This is a genomic window from Serratia liquefaciens ATCC 27592, assembly GCF_000422085.1.
In the GTDB taxonomy this organism is placed as follows: Bacteria; Pseudomonadota; Gammaproteobacteria; order Enterobacterales; family Enterobacteriaceae; genus Serratia; species Serratia liquefaciens.
The window spans coordinates 4,590,298-4,612,913 of record NC_021741.1 but is presented as its reverse complement, the minus strand read 5'-3'; the positions used below and the strand labels follow the sequence as shown (position 1 = coordinate 4,612,913).

General features: G+C 56.4%; 18 protein-coding genes and 1 other RNA gene. 7 read left to right on the top strand and 12 right to left on the bottom strand.

Annotated features, from left to right (window positions below):
- Positions 1 to 99 precede the first annotated feature (99 nt).
- Together M495_RS21450 and gltB are read right to left on the bottom strand one after the other, a co-directional pair.
- On the bottom strand, positions 100 to 1,518 hold the full coding sequence (locus tag M495_RS21450; RefSeq protein ID WP_020831833.1) for a glutamate synthase small subunit: 1,419 nt from the start codon (positions 1,516 to 1,518) through the stop codon (positions 100 to 102).
- 11 nt (positions 1,519 to 1,529) lie between these two features.
- Positions 1,530 to 5,990, bottom strand: a complete 4,461-nt coding sequence (gene gltB / locus M495_RS21445) for a glutamate synthase large subunit (RefSeq protein ID WP_020831832.1) — start codon at positions 5,988 to 5,990, stop codon at positions 1,530 to 1,532.
- Positions 5,991 to 6,685: 695 nt separating this feature from the next.
- Here gltB and M495_RS21440 point away from each other — a divergent pair.
- The 4 genes from M495_RS21440 (at position 6,686) to mtgA (ending at position 11,675) form a co-directional block, all read left to right on the top strand.
- Entirely contained in the window at positions 6,686 to 7,612 is a 927-nt protein-coding gene (locus M495_RS21440; RefSeq protein ID WP_020831831.1) for a TIGR01212 family radical SAM protein, read from the top strand.
- Between the two features lie 104 nt (positions 7,613 to 7,716).
- A complete protein-coding gene (gene arcB, locus M495_RS21435) occupies positions 7,717 to 10,056 on the top strand; it encodes an aerobic respiration two-component sensor histidine kinase ArcB (protein ID WP_020831830.1) in 2,340 nt (779 codons plus the stop codon).
- Between the two features lie 237 nt (positions 10,057 to 10,293).
- Entirely contained in the window at positions 10,294 to 10,947 is a 654-nt protein-coding gene (gene elbB, locus M495_RS21430) for an isoprenoid biosynthesis glyoxalase ElbB (RefSeq protein ID WP_020831829.1), read from the top strand.
- Complete coding sequence (gene mtgA, locus M495_RS21425) at positions 10,944 to 11,675, top strand: monofunctional biosynthetic peptidoglycan transglycosylase (protein WP_020831828.1); 732 nt, start codon at positions 10,944 to 10,946, stop codon at positions 11,673 to 11,675. Before elbB ends, mtgA begins: the two co-directional genes overlap by 4 nt.
- Positions 11,676 to 11,732: 57 nt before the next feature.
- Here mtgA and M495_RS21420 read toward each other — a convergent pair whose 3' ends face one another.
- The 5 genes from M495_RS21420 to M495_RS21400 all read right to left on the bottom strand — a co-directional run bounded on the left by M495_RS21420 (position 11,733) and on the right by M495_RS21400 (position 17,022).
- A complete protein-coding gene (locus M495_RS21420; RefSeq protein WP_020831824.1) occupies positions 11,733 to 13,295 on the bottom strand; it encodes a S10 family peptidase in 1,563 nt (520 codons plus the stop codon).
- Positions 13,296 to 13,411: 116 nt separating this feature from the next.
- Entirely contained in the window at positions 13,412 to 13,987 is a 576-nt protein-coding gene (gene dolP, locus M495_RS21415) for a division/outer membrane stress-associated lipid-binding lipoprotein (RefSeq protein WP_020831822.1), read from the bottom strand.
- 9 nt (positions 13,988 to 13,996) lie between these two features.
- Complete coding sequence (gene diaA / locus M495_RS21410) at positions 13,997 to 14,587, bottom strand: DnaA initiator-associating protein DiaA (protein ID WP_020831820.1); 591 nt, start codon at positions 14,585 to 14,587, stop codon at positions 13,997 to 13,999.
- Positions 14,588 to 14,638: 51 nt separating this feature from the next.
- Positions 14,639 to 14,992 (bottom strand): YraN family protein, encoded by a 354-nt coding sequence (locus M495_RS21405; RefSeq protein WP_020831818.1) that lies wholly within the window; start codon positions 14,990 to 14,992, stop codon positions 14,639 to 14,641.
- Positions 14,989 to 17,022, bottom strand: coding sequence for a penicillin-binding protein activator (locus M495_RS21400; RefSeq protein WP_020831817.1), 2,034 nt, complete (start codon positions 17,020 to 17,022; stop codon positions 14,989 to 14,991). The genes M495_RS21405 and M495_RS21400 overlap by 4 nt, the downstream gene beginning before the upstream one ends.
- Positions 17,023 to 17,084: 62 nt before the next feature.
- Between M495_RS21400 and rsmI the strand changes: the two genes are divergently transcribed.
- Entirely contained in the window at positions 17,085 to 17,948 is an 864-nt protein-coding gene (gene rsmI / locus M495_RS21395) for a 16S rRNA (cytidine(1402)-2'-O)-methyltransferase (protein ID WP_020831815.1), read from the top strand.
- Between the two features lie 41 nt (positions 17,949 to 17,989).
- An RNA gene (gene rnpB, locus M495_RS24715) (RNase P RNA component class A) lies at positions 17,990 to 18,368 on the top strand.
- A gap of 58 nt (positions 18,369 to 18,426) precedes the next feature.
- Here the strand turns inward: rnpB and M495_RS21390 are convergent.
- Positions 18,427 to 19,128, bottom strand: coding sequence for a pirin family protein (locus tag M495_RS21390; RefSeq protein ID WP_020831814.1), 702 nt, complete (start codon positions 19,126 to 19,128; stop codon positions 18,427 to 18,429).
- Between the two features lie 107 nt (positions 19,129 to 19,235).
- Here M495_RS21390 and M495_RS21385 point away from each other — a divergent pair, with 107 nt between their 5' ends.
- The gene (locus M495_RS21385; RefSeq protein ID WP_041414994.1) at positions 19,236 to 20,141 is read left to right on the top strand and encodes a LysR family transcriptional regulator; all 906 of its coding nucleotides are present in this window, start codon (positions 19,236 to 19,238) and stop codon (positions 20,139 to 20,141) included.
- 37 nt (positions 20,142 to 20,178) lie between these two features.
- Here M495_RS21385 and M495_RS21380 read toward each other — a convergent pair whose 3' ends face one another.
- The 4 genes from M495_RS21380 to M495_RS21365 all read right to left on the bottom strand — a co-directional run bounded on the left by M495_RS21380 (position 20,179) and on the right by M495_RS21365 (position 22,616).
- Positions 20,179 to 21,165, bottom strand: coding sequence for a glutathione S-transferase family protein (locus M495_RS21380; RefSeq protein WP_020831810.1), 987 nt, complete (start codon positions 21,163 to 21,165; stop codon positions 20,179 to 20,181).
- Between the two features lie 72 nt (positions 21,166 to 21,237).
- Positions 21,238 to 21,633 (bottom strand): DoxX family protein, encoded by a 396-nt coding sequence (locus tag M495_RS21375; RefSeq protein WP_020831809.1) that lies wholly within the window; start codon positions 21,631 to 21,633, stop codon positions 21,238 to 21,240.
- A 294-nt stretch (positions 21,634 to 21,927) separates the two neighbouring features.
- A complete protein-coding gene (locus M495_RS21370; RefSeq protein WP_020831807.1) occupies positions 21,928 to 22,215 on the bottom strand; it encodes a YqjK-like family protein in 288 nt (95 codons plus the stop codon).
- Positions 22,212 to 22,616: a phage holin family protein gene (locus M495_RS21365; RefSeq protein ID WP_020831806.1), complete on the bottom strand. Its 405-nt coding sequence runs from the start codon at positions 22,614 to 22,616 to the stop codon at positions 22,212 to 22,214. Before M495_RS21365 ends, M495_RS21370 begins: the two co-directional genes overlap by 4 nt.

Here is a 22,616-nt window from a genome sequence, read left to right as displayed (position 1 = left end):
TTGGGCAAAAGGGGGTGTTACAAAGCGTGTGGGCTGCGGTGAAAAAACAAAGGCCCGGCAGTTTTGGCTGCGGGCCCTTGGGGGGAAGTCAGCGAAAAATTACACTTCCAGATAGCTCATGATGCCATCGGCGGCTTTACGCCCTTCGGCAATCGCCGTCACCACCAGGTCAGAACCGCGTACCACATCGCCACCGGCGAAGATTTTCGGGTTGCTGGTCTGGAAGGCGTTATCGGTGCTTTCCGGTGCCACGATACGACCTTGCTTGTCGAGCTCGACGTCGTGGGCAGCCAGCCAGTCCATCTGGTGCGGGCGGAAACCAAACGCCATGACCACGGCATCGGCATCGATAACGTGCTCGGAGCCTGGTACCTGTTCTGCAACCTGACGACCATTGGCGTCTGGCGCGCCCAACTGGGTACGAACCATTTTCACACCGGCGACGCGGCCGGCGCTGTTCAGTTCGATGCTCAGCGGCTGCAGGTTGAATTTGAAATCAACCCCTTCCTCACGCGCGTTTTTCACTTCGCGCTTGGAGCCTGGCATGTTGGCTTCATCACGACGGTAGGCGCAGATAACCTCGGTGGCGCCCTGACGGATAGAGGTGCGTACGCAGTCCATCGCGGTATCACCGCCGCCCAGTACCACCACGCGTTTGCCTTCCATGCTGACATACGGCTCATGCTGCTCGGCTTGATAACCCATCAGCTGTTTGGTGTTGGCGATCAGGAACGGCAGTGCGTCGTAGACGCCCGGCGCGTCTTCATTCTCCAGACCACCACGCATCGACTGATAAGTACCGACGCCGAGGAACACCGCGTCAAACTCACTCAGCAGCGTTTCCATGGCGATGTCTTTGCCCACTTCAGTGTTGAGTTGGAATTCAATGCCCATCTCGCTGAAGATGCCACGACGCTTCACCATCACTTCTTTTTCCAGCTTGAAGGCCGGAATACCGAAGGTCAGCAGGCCACCGATCTCGGGATGACGATCGTAAACCACCGCTTTCACGCCGTTGCGGGTCAGCACATCGGCACAGGCCAGACCGGCAGGACCGGCACCGATCACCGCCACCCGTTTGCCGGTAGGCAGTACATGGGACATGTCCGGCTTCCAGCCCATTTCGATCGCTTTGTCGCTGATATAGCGCTCGATGTTACCGATGGTCACCGCACCGAACTCATCGTTGAGAGTACAAGAGCCTTCACACAGGCGATCCTGTGGGCAAACGCGGCCGCAGACTTCCGGCAGGCTGTTGGTCTGGTGCGCCAGATCCGCCGCCTCCATGATGCGGCCTTCATTCGCCAGCTTCAGCCAATTCGGGATGTAGTTGTGAACCGGGCATTTCCATTCGCAATAAGGGTTACCGCACGACAGGCAGCGGTCCGCCTGCGCTTTCGCCTGAGTTTCCGAAAACGGCTCGTAAATCTCTACAAACTCAATTTTACGGATCTTCAGCGGTTTCTTTGGCGGATCAACGCGCTGCAGGTCGATAAATTGATAAACATTCTGACTCATTTAATGACCTCTTACTGCGCCTGAACCCGCAGCTCGGCTGCGGAACGACTACGGTGACCCAACAATGCTTTGACATCACTGGACTTCGGCTTGACCAGAGCAAACTTCGGTGCCCATTCCGGCCAGTTGGCCAGGATCTCTTCCGCACGCGAAGAACCGGTCGCCTGCACGTGCTCGGTAATCAATCCGCGCAGGTGCTCTTCATGAATTGCCAGTTGGTCGACATCCAACACTTCCACCAGTTCTGGGTTCACACGTTTACGGAACTCGCCGTCTTCATCCAGCACGTAGGCGAAGCCGCCGGTCATGCCCGCACCAAAGTTGATGCCGGTTTTGCCCAGCACGCAGACGATGCCGCCGGTCATGTATTCACAACCGTTGTCGCCGATGCCTTCTACCACGGTGATGGCACCGGAGTTACGTACGGCGAAGCGTTCCCCCGCACGGCCCGCAGCGAACAGCTTGCCGCCGGTAGCGCCGTACAGGCAGGTGTTGCCGATAATGCTGGCTTCATGACTGCGGAACGCGGAGCCAATCGGTGGACGCACGGCGATACGGCCGCCTGCCATGCCTTTGCCAACGTAGTCGTTGGCGTCGCCGGTCAGGGTCAGTTCTACGCCGCCCGCATTCCATACGCCGAAGCTCTGGCCGGCGGTACCGGAGAAGTAGGCCTTGATCGGATCGGCCGCCATGCCCTGGTCACCGTGCACGGTAGCGATGGCTCCGGACAGGGTAGCGCCCACTGAACGGTCGGTGTTGCGGATATCGAAGTAGAAGGCTTTGCTGCTTTTCGCTTCAATATGCGGTTCCGCCTGTGCCAGCAGATCCTTGTTCATCAACCCTTGGTCGAACGGCGGGTTGCTGCTTTCGGTGCAATGCAGCGCCTTGCCCGGATGCGGCGTGGCGGTTTTCAGCAACGGCGACAGATCCAGCTTGTTCTGCTTGGCGGAGATACCGTCCAGTTCGGTCAGGAAATCGGTACGACCAATCAGATCCACCAGTTGGCTAACCCCTAACTGCGCCATGATCTCGCGGGTTTCGCGCGCGATAAACTGGAAGTAGTTGGTCACGCGTTCCGGCAGGCCGTGGTAATGATCGCGGCGCAGTTTTTCATCCTGAGTTGCCACGCCGGTAGCGCAGTTGTTCAGGTGACAGATACGCAAGTACTTACAACCCAGCGCCACCATTGGACCGGTGCCGAAGCCGAAGCTTTCCGCACCCAGAATTGCCGCTTTCACGATATCCACGCCGGTTTTCAGGCCGCCATCCACCTGCAGGCGAATTTTATGGCGCAGGCCGTTGGCCACCAACGCTTGCTGGGTTTCCACCAGGCCCAATTCCCACGGGCAGCCAGCGTATTTCACTGAAGACAGCGGGCTGGCGCCGGTACCGCCGTCGTAGCCGGCGATGGTGATCAGATCGGCATAGGCTTTCGCCACGCCGGTCGCGATGGTGCCCACGCCCGGTTCGGAAACCAGCTTCACCGAGATCATGGCCTTCGGGTTGACCTGTTTCAGGTCGAAAATCAGCTGTGCCAGATCTTCAATCGAGTAGATGTCGTGGTGCGGTGGTGGCGAGATCAGCGTCACGCCCGGTACCGAATAACGCAGCTTGGCGATATAAGGGGTAACCTTATCCCCCGGCAACTGGCCGCCTTCACCCGGCTTGGCTCCTTGCGCCACTTTAATTTGGATCACATCGGCATTCACCAGGTAAGCCGGCGTCACGCCGAAACGGCCGGATGCCACCTGCTTGATGCGCGACACTTTGTTGGTGCCGTAACGGGCCGGATCTTCACCGCCTTCGCCGGAGTTGGAGAAACCGCCAAGGCTGTTCATGGCGATTGCCAACGACTCGTGCGCTTCCGGGCTCAGGGCACCGATGGACATCGCTGCGGTATCGAAACGTTTGAACAGCGATTCAGCAGGTTCAACCTGATCAACCGGAATTGGCGTGCCCTTCGGCGTGATGGCCAACAGGTCGCGCAGCATGGCCACCGGGCGCTCGTTCACCAGCTTGGCGTAAGCCTGATAGTCGCTGTATTTGCCGCTGTGCACTGCCGTTTGCAACGTGCTCACCACGTCAGGGTTGTACGCATGGTACTCGCCGTCGTGGACGAACTTCAGCAGGCCGCCCTGTTCCAGCGGTTTACGTTTCAACCACGCACGCTTGGACAGGTTCTGCAGATCCTGTTGGATGTCGCTGAAGCTGGCGCCGCCGATGCGGCTGACCACGCCCTGGAAACACAAATCGGACAGATCGCGGTGCAGGCCGACGGCTTCGAACAGTTTAGCGCAGCGGTAAGAGGCGATAGTAGATATGCCCATTTTGGACATGATCTTGTACAAGCCTTTATTGATGCCGTTACGGTAGTTCAGCATCACTTCACGGTATTTCTTGTCGATTGCCTGGGTATCTACCAATTTGGCCAGCGTTTCGTAAGCCAGGTAGGGGTAGACCGCCGTCGCGCCAAAGCCTAACAGCACGGCGAAATGGTGCGGGTCACGGGCACTGGCGGTTTCAACAATGATGTTGGCATCGCAGCGCAGGCTTTTCTCGACCAGACGGGTCTGGATCGCACCAACGGCCATTGGCGCAGGCACCGGCAGACGTTGGGGGGTGATGGCACGGTCTGACAGCACCAGCAGCACGGCACCGTCGCGGACTTTACGTTCCGCTTCGTCGCACAGCGAACGGATGGTCTGCTCCAGATCCTGCTCCGCTGGATCAAAGGTCAGATCGAGCGTGTCGGCCCGATAGTATTCGCCTTCCAGCGTAGTGAGCTGTTTGAAATCGGAGTACAGCAGGATCGGCGATTTAAAGCTTAAACGGTGCGCCTGGCCTTCGGCCTCGCAAAACACGTTCATTTCGCGGCCGATGCTGGTGGCCAGCGACATGACGTGCGCTTCGCGCAGCGGATCGATAGGCGGGTTGGTCACCTGAGCGAACTGCTGACGGAAATAGTCATAGATGATGCGTGGACGGCTGGACAGCACGGCAAACGGGGTATCGTCACCCATTGAGCCGGTAGCTTCCTGGCCAATCTCCCCCAGCACGCGGATCACCTGATCCAGTTCTTCACTGCTGTAGCCGAACTGTTTCTGGTAAGTCTCGAGCTGCGAGTCGTCAAGCTCACGACTGCCGACCTGATCGGCCGGCAGGTCTTCGAACGGCACCAGCCGCTTGACGTTCTTTTCCATCCACTCTTTATACGGGTGGCGGCTTTTCAGATCGTCATCGGTTTCGGCAGAGTGCAGGATCTTGCCGCTGCGGGTATCGATCACCATCAGCTCGCCAGGGCCCACGCGGCCTTTCTCTACCACTTCATCCGGCTGGTAATCCCAGATGCCGACTTCAGAGGCACAGGTAATCAGCTTATCTTTGGTGATGACGTAGCGTGCCGGACGCAGACCGTTACGGTCCAGGTTACAGGCGGCGTAGCGGCCGTCGGACATCACGATACCGGCAGGGCCGTCCCACGGCTCCATGTGCATCGAGTTGAAGTCGAAGAAGGCACGCAGATCGGTGTCCATATCCGGGTTGTTCTGCCAGGCTGGCGGAACCAGCAGGCGCATGGCGCGGATTAAGTCCATACCGCCTGCCAGCAACAGCTCCAGCATGTTATCCAGCGAGCTGGAGTCGGAACCGGTTTCGTTAACGAAAGGCGCTGCCGTTTGCAGATCCGGGATCAGCGGCGTCTGGAATTTATAAGTACGGGCGCGCGCCCATTGGCGGTTGCCGGTGATGGTGTTGATTTCGCCGTTGTGCGCCAGGTAGCGGAACGGCTGCGCCAGCGGCCAGCGTGGTACGGTGTTGGTGGAAAAACGCTGGTGGAACAGGCAGATGGCCGATTCCAGACGCAGGTCCGCCAAATCAAGATAGAAACGGGGCAGATCCGCAGGCATGCACAGGCCTTTATAGATCGTCACCAGATTCGAGAAGCTGCATACATAGAAGCTGTCGTCCTGGACGCGCTTCTCGATACGGCGGCGCGCGATAAACAGGCGGCGTTCCATATCGCGTGGGCGCCAACCGGCCGGGGCGTTAACGAAAATCTGTTCAATACGCGGCAGGGAGGAGAGGGCAATTTCACCCAAAACGTCCGGGTTGGTCGGCACTTCACGCCAGCCAACAACCGACAGCGTTTCGTTCTGCAGCTCTTCTTCTACAATGCGGCGGCTGGCACGGGCTTCCTCTTCGTTCTGGCTGAGGAACATCATGCCAACGGCGTAGTTCTTGGCTAAGCGCCAGCTGCGCTCTTCCGCCACCATGCGGAAAAAGCGGTCGGGCTTTTGTAATAACAGGCCGCAACCGTCGCCAGTCTTGCCGTCAGCAAGGATTGCGCCACGGTGCTGCATGCGGGCCAGTGCGTGAATCGCGGTACGCACGACCTTATGGCTAGGTTCGCCTTCTATGTGGGCGATCAGGCCGAAACCACAGTTGTCCCGCTCTTGGGATTTATCGTACAACATATCAGTGAACCTCCCCAGGCTCTGCGTGACTCTCACAACCGACTCACGAGCGGGCTTCTCAACGTCAGGCAGAAGTCCAATCAGCAAGCTGAATATCGCCGATCTGCTTTTCCGCCCTCCGTCAATGGCCTCTCGTGATGGTGCTCACAAGTGGTAAATGACTTGTTTTAAGAGGGAGTCTTAAATTACTGCATAAATATGACGAGACGTTTGCCCGTCCAGAAAGCTTCCAGCGGACTTCCAACTTAGCGAGAAAGAATACGCAGGTCAAATATAGGCCTAAGGGGGTTTTTTAATGAAATAACTGTATTTAATTATTTGATATTAATTGTTTTTTGGCGTTTTTTAAGCTTGCATGGAGGAGTGTCATCCCCCGAAGAAATGTGAGCTGTCTCACTATAGTGCAACGCCTGAATCTCTGCACCATGCTAGTGCGGGTGGGAATGTCAGAGTTTTATTCTAATAATTTATTCTTTTTTGTTTTTTACAACTATTTTTCATCGCTTTGTCATACTGGCGTTAACGGTTGCGTGGAAATAAGAAAAATTCATCTCGGCCAAGATGATTTTATTTGCATTTATAATGAATAGTTATGCTTGGTGAAGCCTTGCGGAGAAAGCGTTGATCTCTGTCATCGCGGGAAAAGCCGTTTTTTATTAGCATCACGGGCTTTGAGCACAGAGACCCCCAAGATTATGCAGTTGCCGCAATTAGTCAATATGTTTGGTGCCGACCTTCAGCGGCGATACGGCGAAAAGATCCATAAACTCACCCTGCACGGCGGGTTCAGTTGCCCGAATCGCGACGGCACGTTGGGGCGTGGTGGCTGTACCTTCTGCAATGTCGCTTCTTTTGCCGATGAACAGATGCAGTATCAAAGCATCGCCGAACAGTTGGCGCTACAGGCCGACAGGGTGAATCGCGCAAAACGCTACCTGGCCTATTTCCAGGCCTATACCAGTACTTATGCAGAAGTGAATCTGCTGGCGGAGATGTACCGCCAGGCGCTGGGACAGGCGGATATGGTCGGCATTTGTGTTGGAACCCGGCCGGACTGCGTGCCACCTGCCGCCCTGGATCTGCTGGCGAGTTACCGCGAAAAAGGCTACGAAGTGTGGCTGGAACTCGGGCTGCAGACGGCGCACGATAAAACGCTAAAGCGCATTAACCGCGGCCACAATTTCTCCTGTTATCAGCACACCGCCCGGCTGGCGCGCGAACGCGGGCTGAAGGTGTGCAGCCATCTGATTGTTGGGCTGCCGGGGGAAAGCGCCGCCGAACATCTGACCACGTTACAACGGGTGGTGGACAGCGGCGTGGATGGCATCAAGTTGCATCCGCTGCACATCGTGACCGGCAGCACGCTGGCGCGGGCCTGGCAGGCGGGTCGGTTGCCTGAACTGTCGCTTGAGGCATACGCCGCCAGCGCCGGAGAGATGATCCGCCACACGCCGAAGGAGGTGGTATATCACCGTATTTCCGCCAGCGCGCGTCGGCCGACGCTGTTGGCACCGTTATGGTGCGAAAATCGCTGGAACGGCATGCAGGCGGTCGGCGGCTATTTGCAACGCCATGGCGGGCAGGGCAGCCGATTGGATGAAAAGCAGCAATATCGCCCTTGATCGCTGTTTTGATTTGCAATCTTTCCCACACTTCGACGTTTGCTTCCTTATCTCCTCGGTGTTTTACGGTATGATTTAGACGATTCTGTCTGATGGGAGCGGCTATGAAGCAAATCCGGGTGTTAGCCCAGTACTACGTTGATTTAATGGTAAAACTGGGGCTGGTACGCTTTTCGCTGCTGCTGGCGTCGGCGCTGGTGGTGCTGGCGATGGTGGTGCAGATGGCGGTGACCATGCTGCTGCGCGGCGAAGTGGAAAGCATCGACGTGGTGCGCTCAATCTTCTTCGGCCTGTTGATTACGCCTTGGGCAGTCTACTTTCTGTCGGTGGTGGTCGAACAGCTTGAAGAATCACGCCAGCGCCTGGCGCGGCTGGTAGATAAGCTGGAAGAGATGCGCCACCGCGATCTGGAGCTGAACCAGCAGCTTAAGGACAACATCAGCCAGCTGAATCAGGAAATTGCCGATCGTATCAAGGCGGAAGAAGAACGCCAGCAGGTGATGGACAAGCTGACGGAAGAAATGGAACAGCGCGAACTGGCGCAAATCGAACTGGGCCAGCAGTCGGCGCTGTTGCGTTCTTTCCTCGATGCCTCGCCGGATCTGGTGTATTACCGTAACGAAGACAAAGAATTCTCCGGCTGTAACCGGGCGATGGAGCTGCTGACCGGCAAAAGCGAAAAACAGCTGATTGGCCTGACGCCGTATGACGTTTACGGGCAGGAAATCGCCGAAAAGGTGATAGAAACCGATGAGAAAGTGTTCCGCCACAACGTTTCGCTGACCTACGAACAGTGGCTGGTCTATCCGGACGGGCGCAAGGCCTGTTTTGAGCTGCGCAAAGTGCCGTTTTACGATCGCGTTGGCAAACGGCATGGGCTGATGGGCTTTGGCCGCGATATAACTGAGCGTAAGCGCTATCAGGACGCGCTGGAGAACGCCAGCAGGGACAAGACCACCTTCATCTCCACGATCAGCCACGAGCTTCGTACGCCGCTTAACGGCATTGTCGGGCTGAGCCGCATTCTGCTCGATACCGAGTTAAACGACGAACAGCTGAAATACCTCAAAACCATCCATGTCAGCGCCATTACCCTGGGCAATATCTTCAACGACATTATCGAGATGGACAAGCTTGAGCGGCGCAAAGTGCAGCTCGACAATCAACCGGTAGATTTCACCGGCTTCCTGGCGGACCTGGAAAACCTCTCCGGCCTGTTGGCTCAGCCGAAAGGCCTGCAGTTTGTGATGGAGCCGCAGCAACCGCTGCCGCAGCAAATCATCACCGATGGTACCCGCCTGCGTCAGATCTTGTGGAATCTGATCGGCAATGCGGTGAAGTTCACGCCGCAGGGGCAAATCGTGGTCCGCGTACGCCGCGAAGAGCAGGATCGGTTGGTGTTTGAGGTGGAAGACTCCGGCATGGGGATTCCGAAGGATGAGCAGGACAAAATCTTCGCCATGTATTATCAGGTCAAGGACCAGCACGGCGGCCGTCCGGCGACCGGCACCGGCATTGGGCTGGCGGTTTCCAAGCGCTTGGCGCAGAGCATGGGCGGCGATATCACAGTCAACAGCGTGCAAGGGCACGGTTCTTGCTTCACTTTGACCATCCAGGCGCCGGCTGTGAAGGAAGCGGAAAGTGAAACGCAGGCGGAGGAGGCCCTGCCATTACCGGCGCTGCATATTCTGCTGGTCGAAGATATCGAGCTGAACGTGATTGTGGCGCGTTCGGTGCTGGAGAAGCTGGGCAACAGCGTCGAAGTAGCGATGAACGGCAAGGATGCGCTTGCGATGTTTGATCCTGACGAGTTCGATCTGGTGTTGCTGGATATCCAATTGCCGGACATGACCGGGCTGGATATCGCCCGGTTGCTGCGAGAGCGCTATGCCGGGCAGGCATTGCCGCCGCTGGTTGCATTGACTGCCAATGTGCTGAAAGACAAAAAAGAGTATCTCGACGCGGGGATGGACGACGTGCTGAGCAAGCCGCTGTCGGTGCCGGCGCTGACCAAGGTGATTAAACATTACTGGGATCATCAACCCTCTCACACCACAAAGAAAATGGAGCAAAAGACGATGCAGATTAATGAGTCTTTACTGGATACCACCATGCTGGAACAGTACATGGACCTGGTGGGGCCGCAGTTGATCCATCAGAGCCTGGAGATGTTTGAGCAAATGATGCCGGGCTATCTGGCGGTGTTGGATTCCAATATGACCGCGCGTGACCAGAAAGGCATCACGGAAGAAGGGCACAAAATTAAAGGTGCAGCGGGTTCGGTGGGGCTGCGTCATTTGCAACAGCTGGCACAGCAAATTCAAACCCCGACGTTGCCGGCGTGGTGGGATAACGTGCAGGACTGGGTGGATGAGCTGAAGCAGGAATGGCGTAACGACGTGCAGGTACTGCGGGCGTGGGTAGCGGAAGCTGAAAAAAAATGACCCCGACCTAGGCCGGGGTGCGCGAATATTGCGCCAACACCAGGGAAATTGTGAACCTGCGTATTGGATTTAGTGTTCTGGTCGAGCAGGTTGTAGAGAATTCCTAAACATCATACAGCCAACAACATAGCAAATGTAAGCGCTCTTGTTAGAAGATTCATTAAAATGTGTGATGTAGATTAGTGTTTGACTACTCCGAGCACTAACCAGTTGACAGTATCAACAGGAGGAAGGGTGATGAAAAACGTGGGTGTAGTGCTGAGTGGCTGCGGGGTTTATGACGGTACGGAGATCCATGAGGCCGTCCTGACGCTGCTGGCGTTGGACCGGGCAGGCGCACAGGCGGTGTGCTTTGCGCCTGATAAACCTCAACTTCATGTTATTAATCACTTATCTGGTGATGAAATGCCAGAGGCGCGCAATGTTTTGCTGGAGTCCGCGCGCATTGCCAGAGGCAAGATCCAGCCGCTTTCACAGGCCGATGCCGACCAACTGGACGCCCTGATTGTCCCCGGTGGGTTTGGCGCTGCGAAGAACCTCAGCAGTTTTGCCAGCGAAGGGGCGGAATGCTGGATTGATAAAGATTTAGCGAAGCTAACGCAACAAATGCATAAGGCAAATAAACCAATTGGTTTTATGTGCATCGCGCCGGCGCTGCTGCCAAAGTTGCTGGATCAACAAGTGCGGCTGACCATTGGCAACGATCCTGACCTCGGTGAAGTGATTGATGCCATGGGCGGTGAGCCGGTCATTTGCCCGGTTGACGATATCGTGGTGGATATTGAGAACAAAGTGGTGACCACGCCGGCCTATATGTTGGCGAAATCGATCGGTGAGGCCGCCCGCGGGATTGATAAGCTGGTTTCACGGGTGCTGGATTTGGCTGAATGAGAAAATCTGTGGGCAAATCGATGCTATCCCGGCCATGGTTTTGGCTGAAACGCGGATTGATCGCAGTGGTTGGCGCCTGGCTGCTGGGTATCCTGGTATTTGCTTTTTTACCGGTGCCTTTTTCTGCGGTGATGGTCGAGCGGCAGATCGGTGCCTGGCTGAGGGGCGATTTTGGCTATGTGGCGCACTCCGACTGGGTGTCGATGGACGAGATTTCCCCGCAGATGGCATTGGCGGTGATGGCGGCGGAAGATCAGAAGTTCCCGGATCACTGGGGTTTTGACGTGGCGGCGATAGAAAAGGCGTTCAGCCACAATGAACGTCGGCCCACGCGCATTCGTGGCGCTTCTACGCTGTCGCAGCAAACCGCGAAGAACCTGTTCCTGTGGGACGGCCGCAGTTGGTTGCGCAAAGGGTTAGAGGCCGGTTTGACCTCCGGCATCGAACTGGTGTGGACCAAGCGTCGGATCCTGACGGTATACCTGAATATCGTGGAGTTCGGCGACGGCGTATTCGGCGTAGAGGAAGCGTCACGGCGCTACTTCAATAAACCGGCCAAGCGTCTGACTGCATCGGAGGCCGCACTGCTGGCGGCGGTGTTGCCCAATCCACATCGCTTCAAGGCCAATGCGCCTTCCGGCTATGTCATACAGCGACAGCAGTGGATCATGCGCCAGATGCGCCAGTTGGGTGGGGAAGGTTTCCTGAAAGAGAATAAGCTCGATTAACCTGATGCTCCCCTACCGTTAGGCAGGGGAGCCGTCTCTTTAGCAGTGAATTTTGTATCAGGGTTTTTGACTGATAAACGCACTCAGGTCTGCATGCATCTTTTTGAGCGATGGTTCATCCACGTACGGCATATGCCCGGTGTCATACCAATAGAAACGGATATTGTCGCGTAGTTTGGGCGACACGGGCAGATGGCTCATCTCATATTTGGCGACGAAATAAGGCGTGGCCAGATCGTAAACCCCTCCTATCACCATCACTCTCATTGCCGGGTTCATTTTCATCACCCGCGACAGGCTCGGCAACACGTTAAACGATCTGTCGCGGCTGTTGCTGGACATGTTCCAGTCATAGATCTCATCGGAAAATGCGCGATAGTTTTGGTCGGCGCTAAAATGCAGCGTCTTGCCAAGATAATCGTGGAATTGCGCGACGTAGGCGGAAGTAATTGCACTGATGTTGGGATCGTAATTGGACGTTTCGGCGATATTATCCAGCGACGGCCCACGATAGCGGGTATCGATTCTGCCAATGGTCTCGTCCTGGCCGCTCAACAGTTGTTTGGCGAAAACCGGCCCACTTAGGCGCAGATTGGCCTTGAGCCAATAATCGGCCGAAATGCCGGTAAATTGGTAAAGTTGCTCGGCGAGCGTTTGGCGATCTTTTTCAGGCAGATTGGCACCTTGCAGCAATGCCTGGGCATAAGTTCCCAGTGCAAACTTCTCGGCCTGGTCTAACAAGGTTTGCAGGTTCTGGTGTTTGCCCGGCAGCCGCTGGTGGTACCACGCGCTGGCCGCGTAGGTGGGTAGTGCCAGGTAGTAAGGCTGATCGACGCCGGGGTTTTGATTGGGATCGTCGACATTATTGTCATAGTTCAGAAACTGCGACATCAGGATAATACCGTTAAGATCGATATTCTGATTTTTTAGCGTCTCGGCCAATACCACCGAGCGGGTAGTGCCGTAGCTTTCACCCAATAAATATTTAGGTGAGTTCCAGCGTTGGTAATGCGTTAGAAACTGAACGATAAACTGAGAAAAAGCCTGAGCATCGCCGTTGACGCCATAAACGTTGCTGGCACTCTGTGATTTTTGCTGCGCTCTCTCCGGCTGGCTGGCGGCACTGCTGGAAAAGCGGCTGTAACCCGTTCCGGGGGCATCGATAAACACCAGATCGCTGACGTTGAGCAGGCTGTATTGGTTATCGGTTAGTTGGTAAGGCGCCAGCTGTGTTTTCTCTGGCTGAGTAGCGATAACCCGTTTAGGCCCGAGTGCCCCCATATGCAGCCAAAGCGAGGCGGAGCCCGGCCCGCCGTTGTAGATAAAGGTAATCGGCCTGTTCTCGTTCTTATTCTCATTCTTTTTGAAATACGCGACATAGAACATGCCGGTCACGGGATCTTCAGGGTCGTCTTTACTCAATTCCAGCACCCCGGTTTGCGCCTGATAATTGATTTTTACCTGGTTGACCGTGATCGCGCCTTCGGTAGCAACGGTTTGATCGGCCATCGGGGCCGGGGCGTGCTCGGCGCGGGGCGCTTCCTGCGGCGGATTGGCGGCGGAAACTCCGGCGGTGAATAAAGAAACGGCAGTGAGAAAACCGATTAAAATTCTGTCCATTTGAATTTTATCCGTAATGAAGTGAGAGATGACTTTAAACGCGACTCATTAAACCAGGGTACAACAGCGGGGAGCGTGCAGAAAAGCGGCAAGGGGAAGGCCCCTTGCCTGAAGGATCATTTAACGAAGGTGAAGGCGGTGGTGACGTGTTTCACGCCGCTCACCTGGCTGGCGATCTGCGCCGCAGACTGGCCTTCCTGTTGGGTGACCAGGCCCAGCAAGAACACTTCGCCATTTTCAGTGGTCACTTTCACGTTGGATGACTTCACCGTATCGCTGGTGAGCAGCTGTGAACGGACCTTGGTGGTGATCCAGGTATCGGAGGAGGCGGTGCTCAGGCTAACCGGCGTTCCCTGACGGATCTCGTTATACACTTCGGTGGTGCCTTCAACGCCCATGGCGATTTGCTTGGCGCGAGCCGCCAGATCGGTGCTTGGCGATTGGCCAGTCAGCAGGACTTTACCCTGATAGGCGGTCGCAACCACCCGAGCCTCTTTTTTCAGCTGCTGATCTTTGCTCAGGGCATTTTCAACCCGGGCTTCCAGCGTCCCATCGTCTACCTGAGTCCCCACGCTGCGTGGGTCGGTGGCCGTTTTAGTGGCGACGGCGGCGCTGCCAACGACAACGCCTGCAATACAACCTTGTAACAGCAGGGCGCTGGACAGCACTGCAAATGTGGCTTTTAGCTTCATCTCAGTTCCTTAATCGTCCTGGTGGGGAAACAACGTATTATCTATCAGGTCGCATAGGCAATTTACAGTCAGCATATGCATTTCCTGAATGCGTGCACTGCGGTGGGAAGGGATGCGGATCTCGACATCCTGCTGACCGAGCAAGCCGGCCAGTTCCCCACCGTCGTAACCGGTAAGTGCGACAATCGTCATGTCACGCGTCACGGCGGCTTCGACCGCTTTCACAATATCACGGCTATTGCCACGGGTGGAAATTGCCAGCAGTACGTCGCCGGCGTGTCCGAGCGCACGAACCTGTTTGGCATAGACTTCATCGTGCAGGCGATCGTTGGTGATCGCGGTCAGCACTACGTTATCGGCATTCAGGGCAATGGCCGGCAGGCTTGGGCGCTCGGTTTCAAAGCGGTTGATCATGCTGGCGGCGAAATGCTGAGCATTGGCTGCCGAGGTGCCGTTACCGCAGCACAGAATTTTATTACCGTTAAGTAAGGATTGAACCAGCGTCATTGCTGCACGCGAGATGGCGTCGGGCAAAGCTTCCGCCGCCGCAATCTGGGTTTGGATGCTTTCGGTAAAACAGGCTTTAATTCTATCCAGCACGTTGTATTAATCCACTAAGTCAAAGGGCCGGTCTGCACCGGTAAACCGCGTTTAATCCGCATTGAAGGCATTGGGTATCCATTCTAACTGGCTACCGGTAATGGCCAAAACATCAAAACGGCAAGACGATGTGTCAAAACTGGCTCCGCGCCCCGCCAGCCAAACGGCGGCGGCATGCAGCAACCGCTGTTGCTTGCGATAGGTAACGCTGGCGGCTGCACCGCCAAACGCATCGCTGCGCCGGTAGCGTACTTCAACGAACACCCAGGTTTGGCCATCGCGCATGATCAGGTCGAGCTCACCGCCGCGCAGCGTAACATTGGCGGCGAAGAAAGTGAGCCCGGCGCGTTCCAGATAGTGGCGGGCCTGTAATTCATAGCCCGCCCCTGTGGCGCGTTGACTCAAGAGACCGGAACGACCATGCCCTGGCGGTATTGCAGCCAAGGCAGTTTTCTGTTGATGACGCAACCCGGTGAGGCGGTCAGCATGCCAGTGGTGCCTGAGACCTGGAAGCCGGGCAACTGGCGCATTTCAGCAAAGTGGTTGGACAATGTCCAGGCATCCATCCCCATGGCGTACAGACGCACCAGCGAGTAGTCGTTGCGGAACTGGCTGCTTGCCTGCTGCAATAGCTGCGGGTTGGCACCGGCCAGCAACGGGATATCGCTGAACTGCAGGCCTTCCATTTCCAGACGGAAGTCCGGACCGGCACCGGCCTGGTAGCTGCGTGAACTGGCGTACATCGCCGGCTTGCTGCGCGAGTTGGTGGCCATGTCGATCATCGGTTTGATCAACGTCAGCTGGGACTGGGTCGCGACGATATAGACCGAATCTACGCTGCCGCCGCTGGCTGCTGGCGTATCGCTCGGTGGCGCAGGGATGGTCAGCCCGGCAATGGTAACGGCCTGCGGTGCCGGCGCGGTGGAGATTGGCGTACCCGACATGCGAATGCCGCCGCTGTTCACCATTTGGCGCAGTTCACCGGCGGAGCCGATATTTTGCTGCAGCACCGTTTGGCCGCCCAGTTTTTGCCACTCCTGATTAAAGGCTTTGGCAACGCGATCGCCGAAGGCACCGCGCGGGATCAGCAACAGCGGTTGCCGTTTCTGCTGTTCCCAAATGTGGCGGGCAGCATCGCGGGCTTCATCTTCCGGTGAAAGCGCGAAGTAACAAATGTTCGGATTGTCCTTCGGCGTTTCCGGCTGGTTGAGCGCCAAGACGTTCAGGGTGGTGGTGCTGCCGGCCAGTTGATCGACATTTTCTTTCAGCAGCGGGCCGACCACCAGGGTGGCACCATCCTGCTGGGCCTGCGTCAGCAGCGCGGCCAGTGGCTGACTGGAGGTATCATACACCTTAATTTGCGCGTTAGCGGCCTGCGGCGGCGTAATTGGCGCGGTAGACGGAGCAGAAGGCTGAGCGGCAGCGACCGGGGCAGCATCTGCTGACGGCGCCGAGGTGCTTACTGCGCCGTTGGCATTAGGATCCGTCGAGGCAGGAGCCTGTACCGGCTCGCTGGTAGGCTGTTGCTGCTGTTGTTGTTGCACCGGAGCGGAAGGCGTCACGCCGTTTTTCGCCGCTTCAAACCCTTTTTGGATCGCGTCGGCGAACACTTTTGCCTGGCCGTTCAACGGCAGCAGTAGTGCGATTTTTGAAGTAGAAGCCTGGGTAAAGTTCAGTACCTGGTTTAACTGAGTGGGCAGTGTTTTCGCCGCCGGATTCTGCGGGTAGCGATTCTGCCAATCTTTAATACCGGCCTTCAGCAGATCGGGATCCTGTTTGTTGTCCTGATAAACGCGCAGCAGATCCAACCAGCCCTGCAGTACATTCTCATTGGCGTTGATCACCAGACTGTTCATGTCCTGCGGTGTCAGCTGCAGCAGGGCCAGCCAGGTCTGGTCCAGATTGGTTTGGTGCGCTTTGCCGGTCACCAGCGGTTCTTGTGCGATGTAAGCGCGGATCAGCGGCAGAGAAGGTTTACCCTGATTGGCAGCGATCTGCGCCTGGTAGAAGCGCACCAGTTGGTTGGCCGACAACGAGCCGGTATCCAGATGGCTCAGGGTGGTGCGGGCAGCGACGTAGCTTTTGTTCGCCACCTGCAGCTCGGCGCTCAGTAACTGGCGCTCCACCAGTTGAACGCTGCTGAGGTTTTTCGGCAGCTGGTTCAGTTGTTCACTGGCCTGCGGCAGTTTCCCTTCGCGCAGTAACGCGCGAATAGCAAGTAATTGCCAGTCAGCCTTGTTATCATTGCTGCTTTGCTGTAGCTGCTGCAGATAGTAATCGGAACTGGCGCTCGCTTCGTCCTGTATATTAGCGGGCGGCGTCTGCGGGGCCTGACTCGGGCAACCTGCAAGGAAAAGGGCTGCCGCGATAACTGCGGTAAGTCGGACAGGCTTTGAACGCCCTGCTTTGGTACGAACGAATGTTGAGGAAAGCATACTGTATCCAGTGATGTTTTTTTCAAGATGCTTAATATTAAATCGGCAATCCGGATGAAACAATGAATCAACACCAACAATCAGTCATTTCTGCATCAACGCTGTATGTGGTGCCCACCCCAATCGGCAATTTAGGGGACATTACCCACCGTGCGTTAGAGGTACTGAAAAGCGTTGATCTGATTGCGGCGGAGGACACGCGCCACACCGGGTTGCTGTTGCAACACTTTGCGATTAGCGCGCGGTTGTTTGCGCTGCACGACCATAACGAACAGCAAAAGGCCGATCAACTGCTGGCTAAATTGCAGGAAGGCCAGAGCATTGCGCTGGTTTCCGACGCAGGTACGCCTTTGATTAACGATCCTGGCTATCACCTGGTACGCCGCTGCCGTGAAGCCGGTATCCGCGTGGTACCCTTGCCGGGCGCCTGTGCGGCAACCACCGCGCTGTGTGCTGCCGGTCTGGCTTCAGACCGCTTCTGTTACGAAGGGTTCCTTCCGGCGAAAACCAAGGGGCGTAAGGATACGCTGATGGCGCTGGCAGAGGAACCGCGCACGCTGATTTTCTACGAATCAACCCACCGTCTGCTGGAAAGTTTGCAGGACATGGTGACCGTGTGGGGGCCGCACCGTTACGTGGTGCTGGCGCGCGAACTGACCAAGACCTGGGAATCCATTACCGGTGCGCCGGTCGGCGAATTGCTGGCCTGGGTGCAGGAAGATGAAGTGCGTCGTCGCGGTGAGATGGTGTTGATCGTTGAAGGCCACAAAGTACAGGAAGATGCACTGCCGCTGGAGGCGTTGCGGACGCTGGCGCTGTTGCAAAAAGAATTGCCGTTGAAAAAGGCGGCGGCGCTGGCGGCGGAGATCCACGGCGTGAAGAAAAATGCGTTGTATAAACACGCATTGGAGCAACAAGAACAGTAAAGCGGTTGACCTGCCGTGAGCGCAACGCTACTATCCGCGCCGGAGTTGACCAGACAGTCGCCGCTTCACTGCCGTCCCTTTCGGGGGAGACAGGTGGAGGGGAGGAAAGTCCGGGCTCCATAGGGCAGGGTGCCAGGTAACGCCTGGGAGGCGCAAGCCTACGACTAGTGCAACAGAGAGCAAACCGCCGATGGCCCGCGCAAGCGGGATCAGGTAAGGGTGAAAGGGTGCGGTAAGAGCGCACCGCGCGACTGGCAACAGTTCGTGGCACGGTAAACTCCACCCGGAGCAAGGCCAAATAGGGGTTCACATGGTACGGCCCGTACTGAACCCGGGTAGGCTGCTTGAGCCAGTGAGCGATTGCTGGCCTAGAGGAATGACTGTCCACGACAGAACCCGGCTTACCGGTCAGCTCCCTCTATAAAGAAAACCCCGCGTGACGCAAGTTACGCGGGGTTTTTTCCTTTCAGGATGTGACTCACACCGGCAAGTCGATCAGCAGCGCACGCAGCGGCGTGGCGGCGCGTATCGTCAGGCGGTTTTCATCATGGATAAATGCGCCGTCACCGCACGTCAGGTTCTGGCTGTCCTGATGGTTGCCTTGGGCTTCAATGGTACCGTGGATCGACTGCAAGTAAGCACGGGGCCCATTCAATGCCAACGTCTGCTGCTCGCCTTCCTGTAAATCCAGGTGATGGATCCACACCTGTTGTCGCAGTTGCAGGCTACCCTGAGCGCCGTCCGGCGATGCCAGTAGCGTCACACCCTTCGCTGGCAGCGTCAGGCGCTGCACTCGTTCGTTATTGGTGTCTGGACAGGCATCCAACCACAGTTGCAGACGGGTTAGCGGCGTATCGCTGCTGGCGTTTTGTTCGCTGTAACTCATCCCTGGCTGGGTGGCCAGCAGCAAAGCCTCACCGGCCTTGGCGCTCATCGAGTTACCGTCGCTGTCGCGATATTCGGCCTGGCCCTGCAGGATCAAATTCAGAATGTCCACGCTCGGATAAGTACGCGGCTGCAAGGCTGCGCCCGGCGCCAGGACTTCCTGATTGAGCACCCGCAGCGAGGCGTAACCCATCAGCTTGGGATCGAAGTAATGTCCAAAAGAAAAGGTGTAGCGAGCCTGCAGCCAACCAAAGTCAGCTTGCCCGCATTGTTTTGCTGTTCTGCATGTAATCATGGCAATTGGCTCTCTAAATTCATTATCTAGATGGTAAGCATCTGGACGCCGGATTGTTAGCCAGTTAATCTGGTCGGCATATTCAAATTTCCTGACAGAGAGATTCGATGGCCAGAGATCGGGCGTTAACGCTTGAAGCGTTAAGGGTTATGGATGCGATCGACCGACGTGGCAGCTTTGCTGCGGCAGCCGATGAGTTGGGGCGTGTGCCTTCGGCGCTCAGCTACACCATGCAAAAATTGGAAGAAGAATTGGACGTGGTGCTGTTCGACCGCTCCGGCCACCGCACCAAATTCACCAACGTCGGCCGCATGCTGCTGGATCGTGGACGGGTGCTGCTGGAGGCGGCGGATAAGTTGACCACCGACGCCGAGGCCCTGGCGCGCGGCTGGGAAACCCATCTGACTATCGTCAGCGAGGCCTTGTCGCCGCCAAGCAAGCTGTTTCCGCTGGTTGATAAGCTGGCGCTCAAAGCCAATACCCAGGTGTCTATCTTCACTGAGGTGCTGGCTGGAGCCTGGGAGCGGCTGGAGCAGGGGCGCGCCGATATCGTTATCGCCCCGGACATGCATTTTCGCGCCTCGTCAGAAATCAACACGCGCAAACTGTACAAAGTGACGAGCATGTATGTGGCCGCGCCGGACCATCCGATCCATCTGGAGCCAGAGCCGTTGGCTGAGGCCACGCGGGTGAAATACCGTGGTATTGCGGTAGCCGATACCGCCAGGGAGCGTCCGGTATTGACCGTACAATTGCTGGATAAGCAGCAGCGCCTGACGGTGAGCACCATTGAAGATAAACGTCTGGCTCTGTTGGCCGGTCTGGGCGTGGCGACCATGCCTTACCCGATGGTCGAGAAAGATATCGAAGAAGGGCGCTTGCGGGTGGTGGGGCCGGAATACAGCCGTGAAGTTGACATTATCATGGCCTGGCGGCGCGACAGCATGGGTGAGGCGAAAGCCTGGTTCCTGCGCGAGATCCCAAGGCTGTTCACCCAGTTGGAGCGTCAGTAAGCGCTCCCCCTTGCCGCAGGCAAAGGGGAGCTTGCCGTTAACCGAAACGCGTGTCGCGACCGTGTGGTTCGTCGAGATCCTGCGCCGGCCCAATCGAAATGATGCCGTGCGGATTGATGGTGGCGTGGCTGCGATAATAGTGATTGCGGATGTGCGGCAAACTGACCGTTTCGGCAATGCCTGGCATCTGGTAGATATCACGCAGGAAGCCGTACAGGTTGAGGTAATCGCTGATGCGGTGTTTGTCGCACTTAAAGTGGGTAACATACACCGGATCGAAGCGTATCAACGTGGTCCACAGGCGCAGGTCAGCCTCAGTCAGGCGATCGCCCGTCAGATAACGCTGTTGTCCCAGAATTTGCTCCAGCCGTGCCAGGGCGTCGAATACCCCGTGTACCGCTTCGTCATAGGCCTCCTGGCTGGTGGCAAAACCGGCCTTATACACTCCGTTGTTCACCAGGTCGTAAATCCAGCCGTTCAGCTCATCAATTTTCCCGCGTAGCTCTGCAGGATAATAATCGCCGGCGCGTGCGCCAACGCCATCGAATGCGCTGTTGAACATGCGAATGATATCGGCGGATTCATTGCTGACGATGGTTTGCTGCTGCTTGTCCCACAGCACCGGAACAGTCACACGACCGGTGTAGTGCGGGTCGGCGCGCAGGTAAAGCTGGTAGAGGAAATCTGAGTGATAGAGATCATCGCCGGTCGCTTCAGGGAAATCGGTGCCGAAGGTCCAGCCGTTTTCCAGCATCAGCGGATGTACCACCGAAACAGGAATGATCTGCTCCAGCCCTTTCAATTTACGCATCAGCAGAGTGCGGTGCGCCCAAGGGCAGGCAAGTGAAACGTACAGGTGATAACGATCTTTCTCCGCTTTAAAACCTCCGACGCCGTGTTCGCCCGGCTGGCCGTCGGCGGTCACCCAGTTGCGGAACTGAGAGGTTGAGCGTTTGAAACGGCCTCCGGTAGATGAGGTGTCATACCAGATGTCTTGCCAAACGCCATCGACGAGTTGTCCCATGGGAATCTCCTTCGTGTCCGAGTGAAAAAGCAGAAGGGCCCGCTTACCGGGCCCCGTGTCGCTATTAAAAACTTACCACTTCTTGTTCAGCAAACGGTCGATACTGAAACCGCCCGGGCCGGCAACAGCCAGTACCAGGAAGCCGCCGGCGATGGCCAGGTTCTTCATGAACATCAGCTGGTTTACGCCTTCCGCAAAGTTAGTATGGAACAATAACGCGGTCAGCACAGTAAAACCGGCGGTGAACAGCGCTACGGTACGAGTCAGGAAACCGAACATGATTGCCAGACCGCCGCCAAATTCCAGCAGGATGGTCAGCGGCAACAAGAAGCCAGGCACGCCCATTGATTGCATGTACTGTTGGGTTCCGGCATAGGCATCGCCCATTTTGCCGTAGCCTGCCACGATAAACAGGATTGTCATCAAAATACGCGCAACCAGCAAACCTGTATCTTCTAATTTTTTCATCATTTACTCCAAAGTGATTTTTGTTTGCCAGTCTTGGCGTTTTCATGTCGGTGGGCGGTATGCCGGGTATTTAGCCCCGTGCGGCCCGTCTCGTGTCGATGGAGTGAATGTTAATCGGGAAGCGTACGCTTTGTTAGCAAGTAAAACTGTCGTATTTTTTCAAAAAAACTGAATCTTTAGCCTGCTAACAAAGAGAGGGGAATCAGAATGTTGCCCAGCCTTCACCGACAGAAACGGGAATTTTCTGCGAAAAGGCGGGCTTAACAACGGAAGAATTGAAGGAACTGCGAAAGGTTATTTGTTGGAAAAGGTTTTCTGGATCAAACGGATAGTGCCAAAGACACCAAAAGCGCGACGAGACCAGCGAATCAGCTTGCTCGGATGGCGTATACCGTAGATGGCCATCACGCTGGAGCCGACCACCAGGTATTTACGCAAGCCGAAAACCGTTTGCCAGCCGCGATCGATACGCTCGGTCTTTTCCAACCACAGGGTTTTGTTTTCCGCAAGATCCAGCCTTTGCTGCTGGATCTTGCGGATGAGCTTCTCTTTTCTCCATTCCAGATAGCGGCGACGATTCATTTTTCGTCCTCCAGCTCGGAACGGTCGATCTCCAACTGTTTGCGCGTGGCGCCCAACAACGTGGAGCGTCGAGCCTTGACCAGTGTCCAAATGGCACCGAACACGGCCAGGAACAGCAGCACCCCGGTAGTGGCCCCTAACGCCATCAGGCGGTAGATAGGATCGATGGCCCAGAAAATCAGGATCAACAGGCTCATCAGGCCAAATGCGGTGAACAACAGCGTCATGCCGGCCATGATCAGCAACTGAATGAGGTTGGCTTTCTCCTCTTCCAACTCGACCACTGCCAGACGGACACGGGTCTCCACCATACCGACCAGAATAGTAATGATGCGCTGGGCGACATCCAGGACCCCCTTGGCGGGGCCCTGTGCACGAACTTGCGGTTGTTGTTCAGCCAT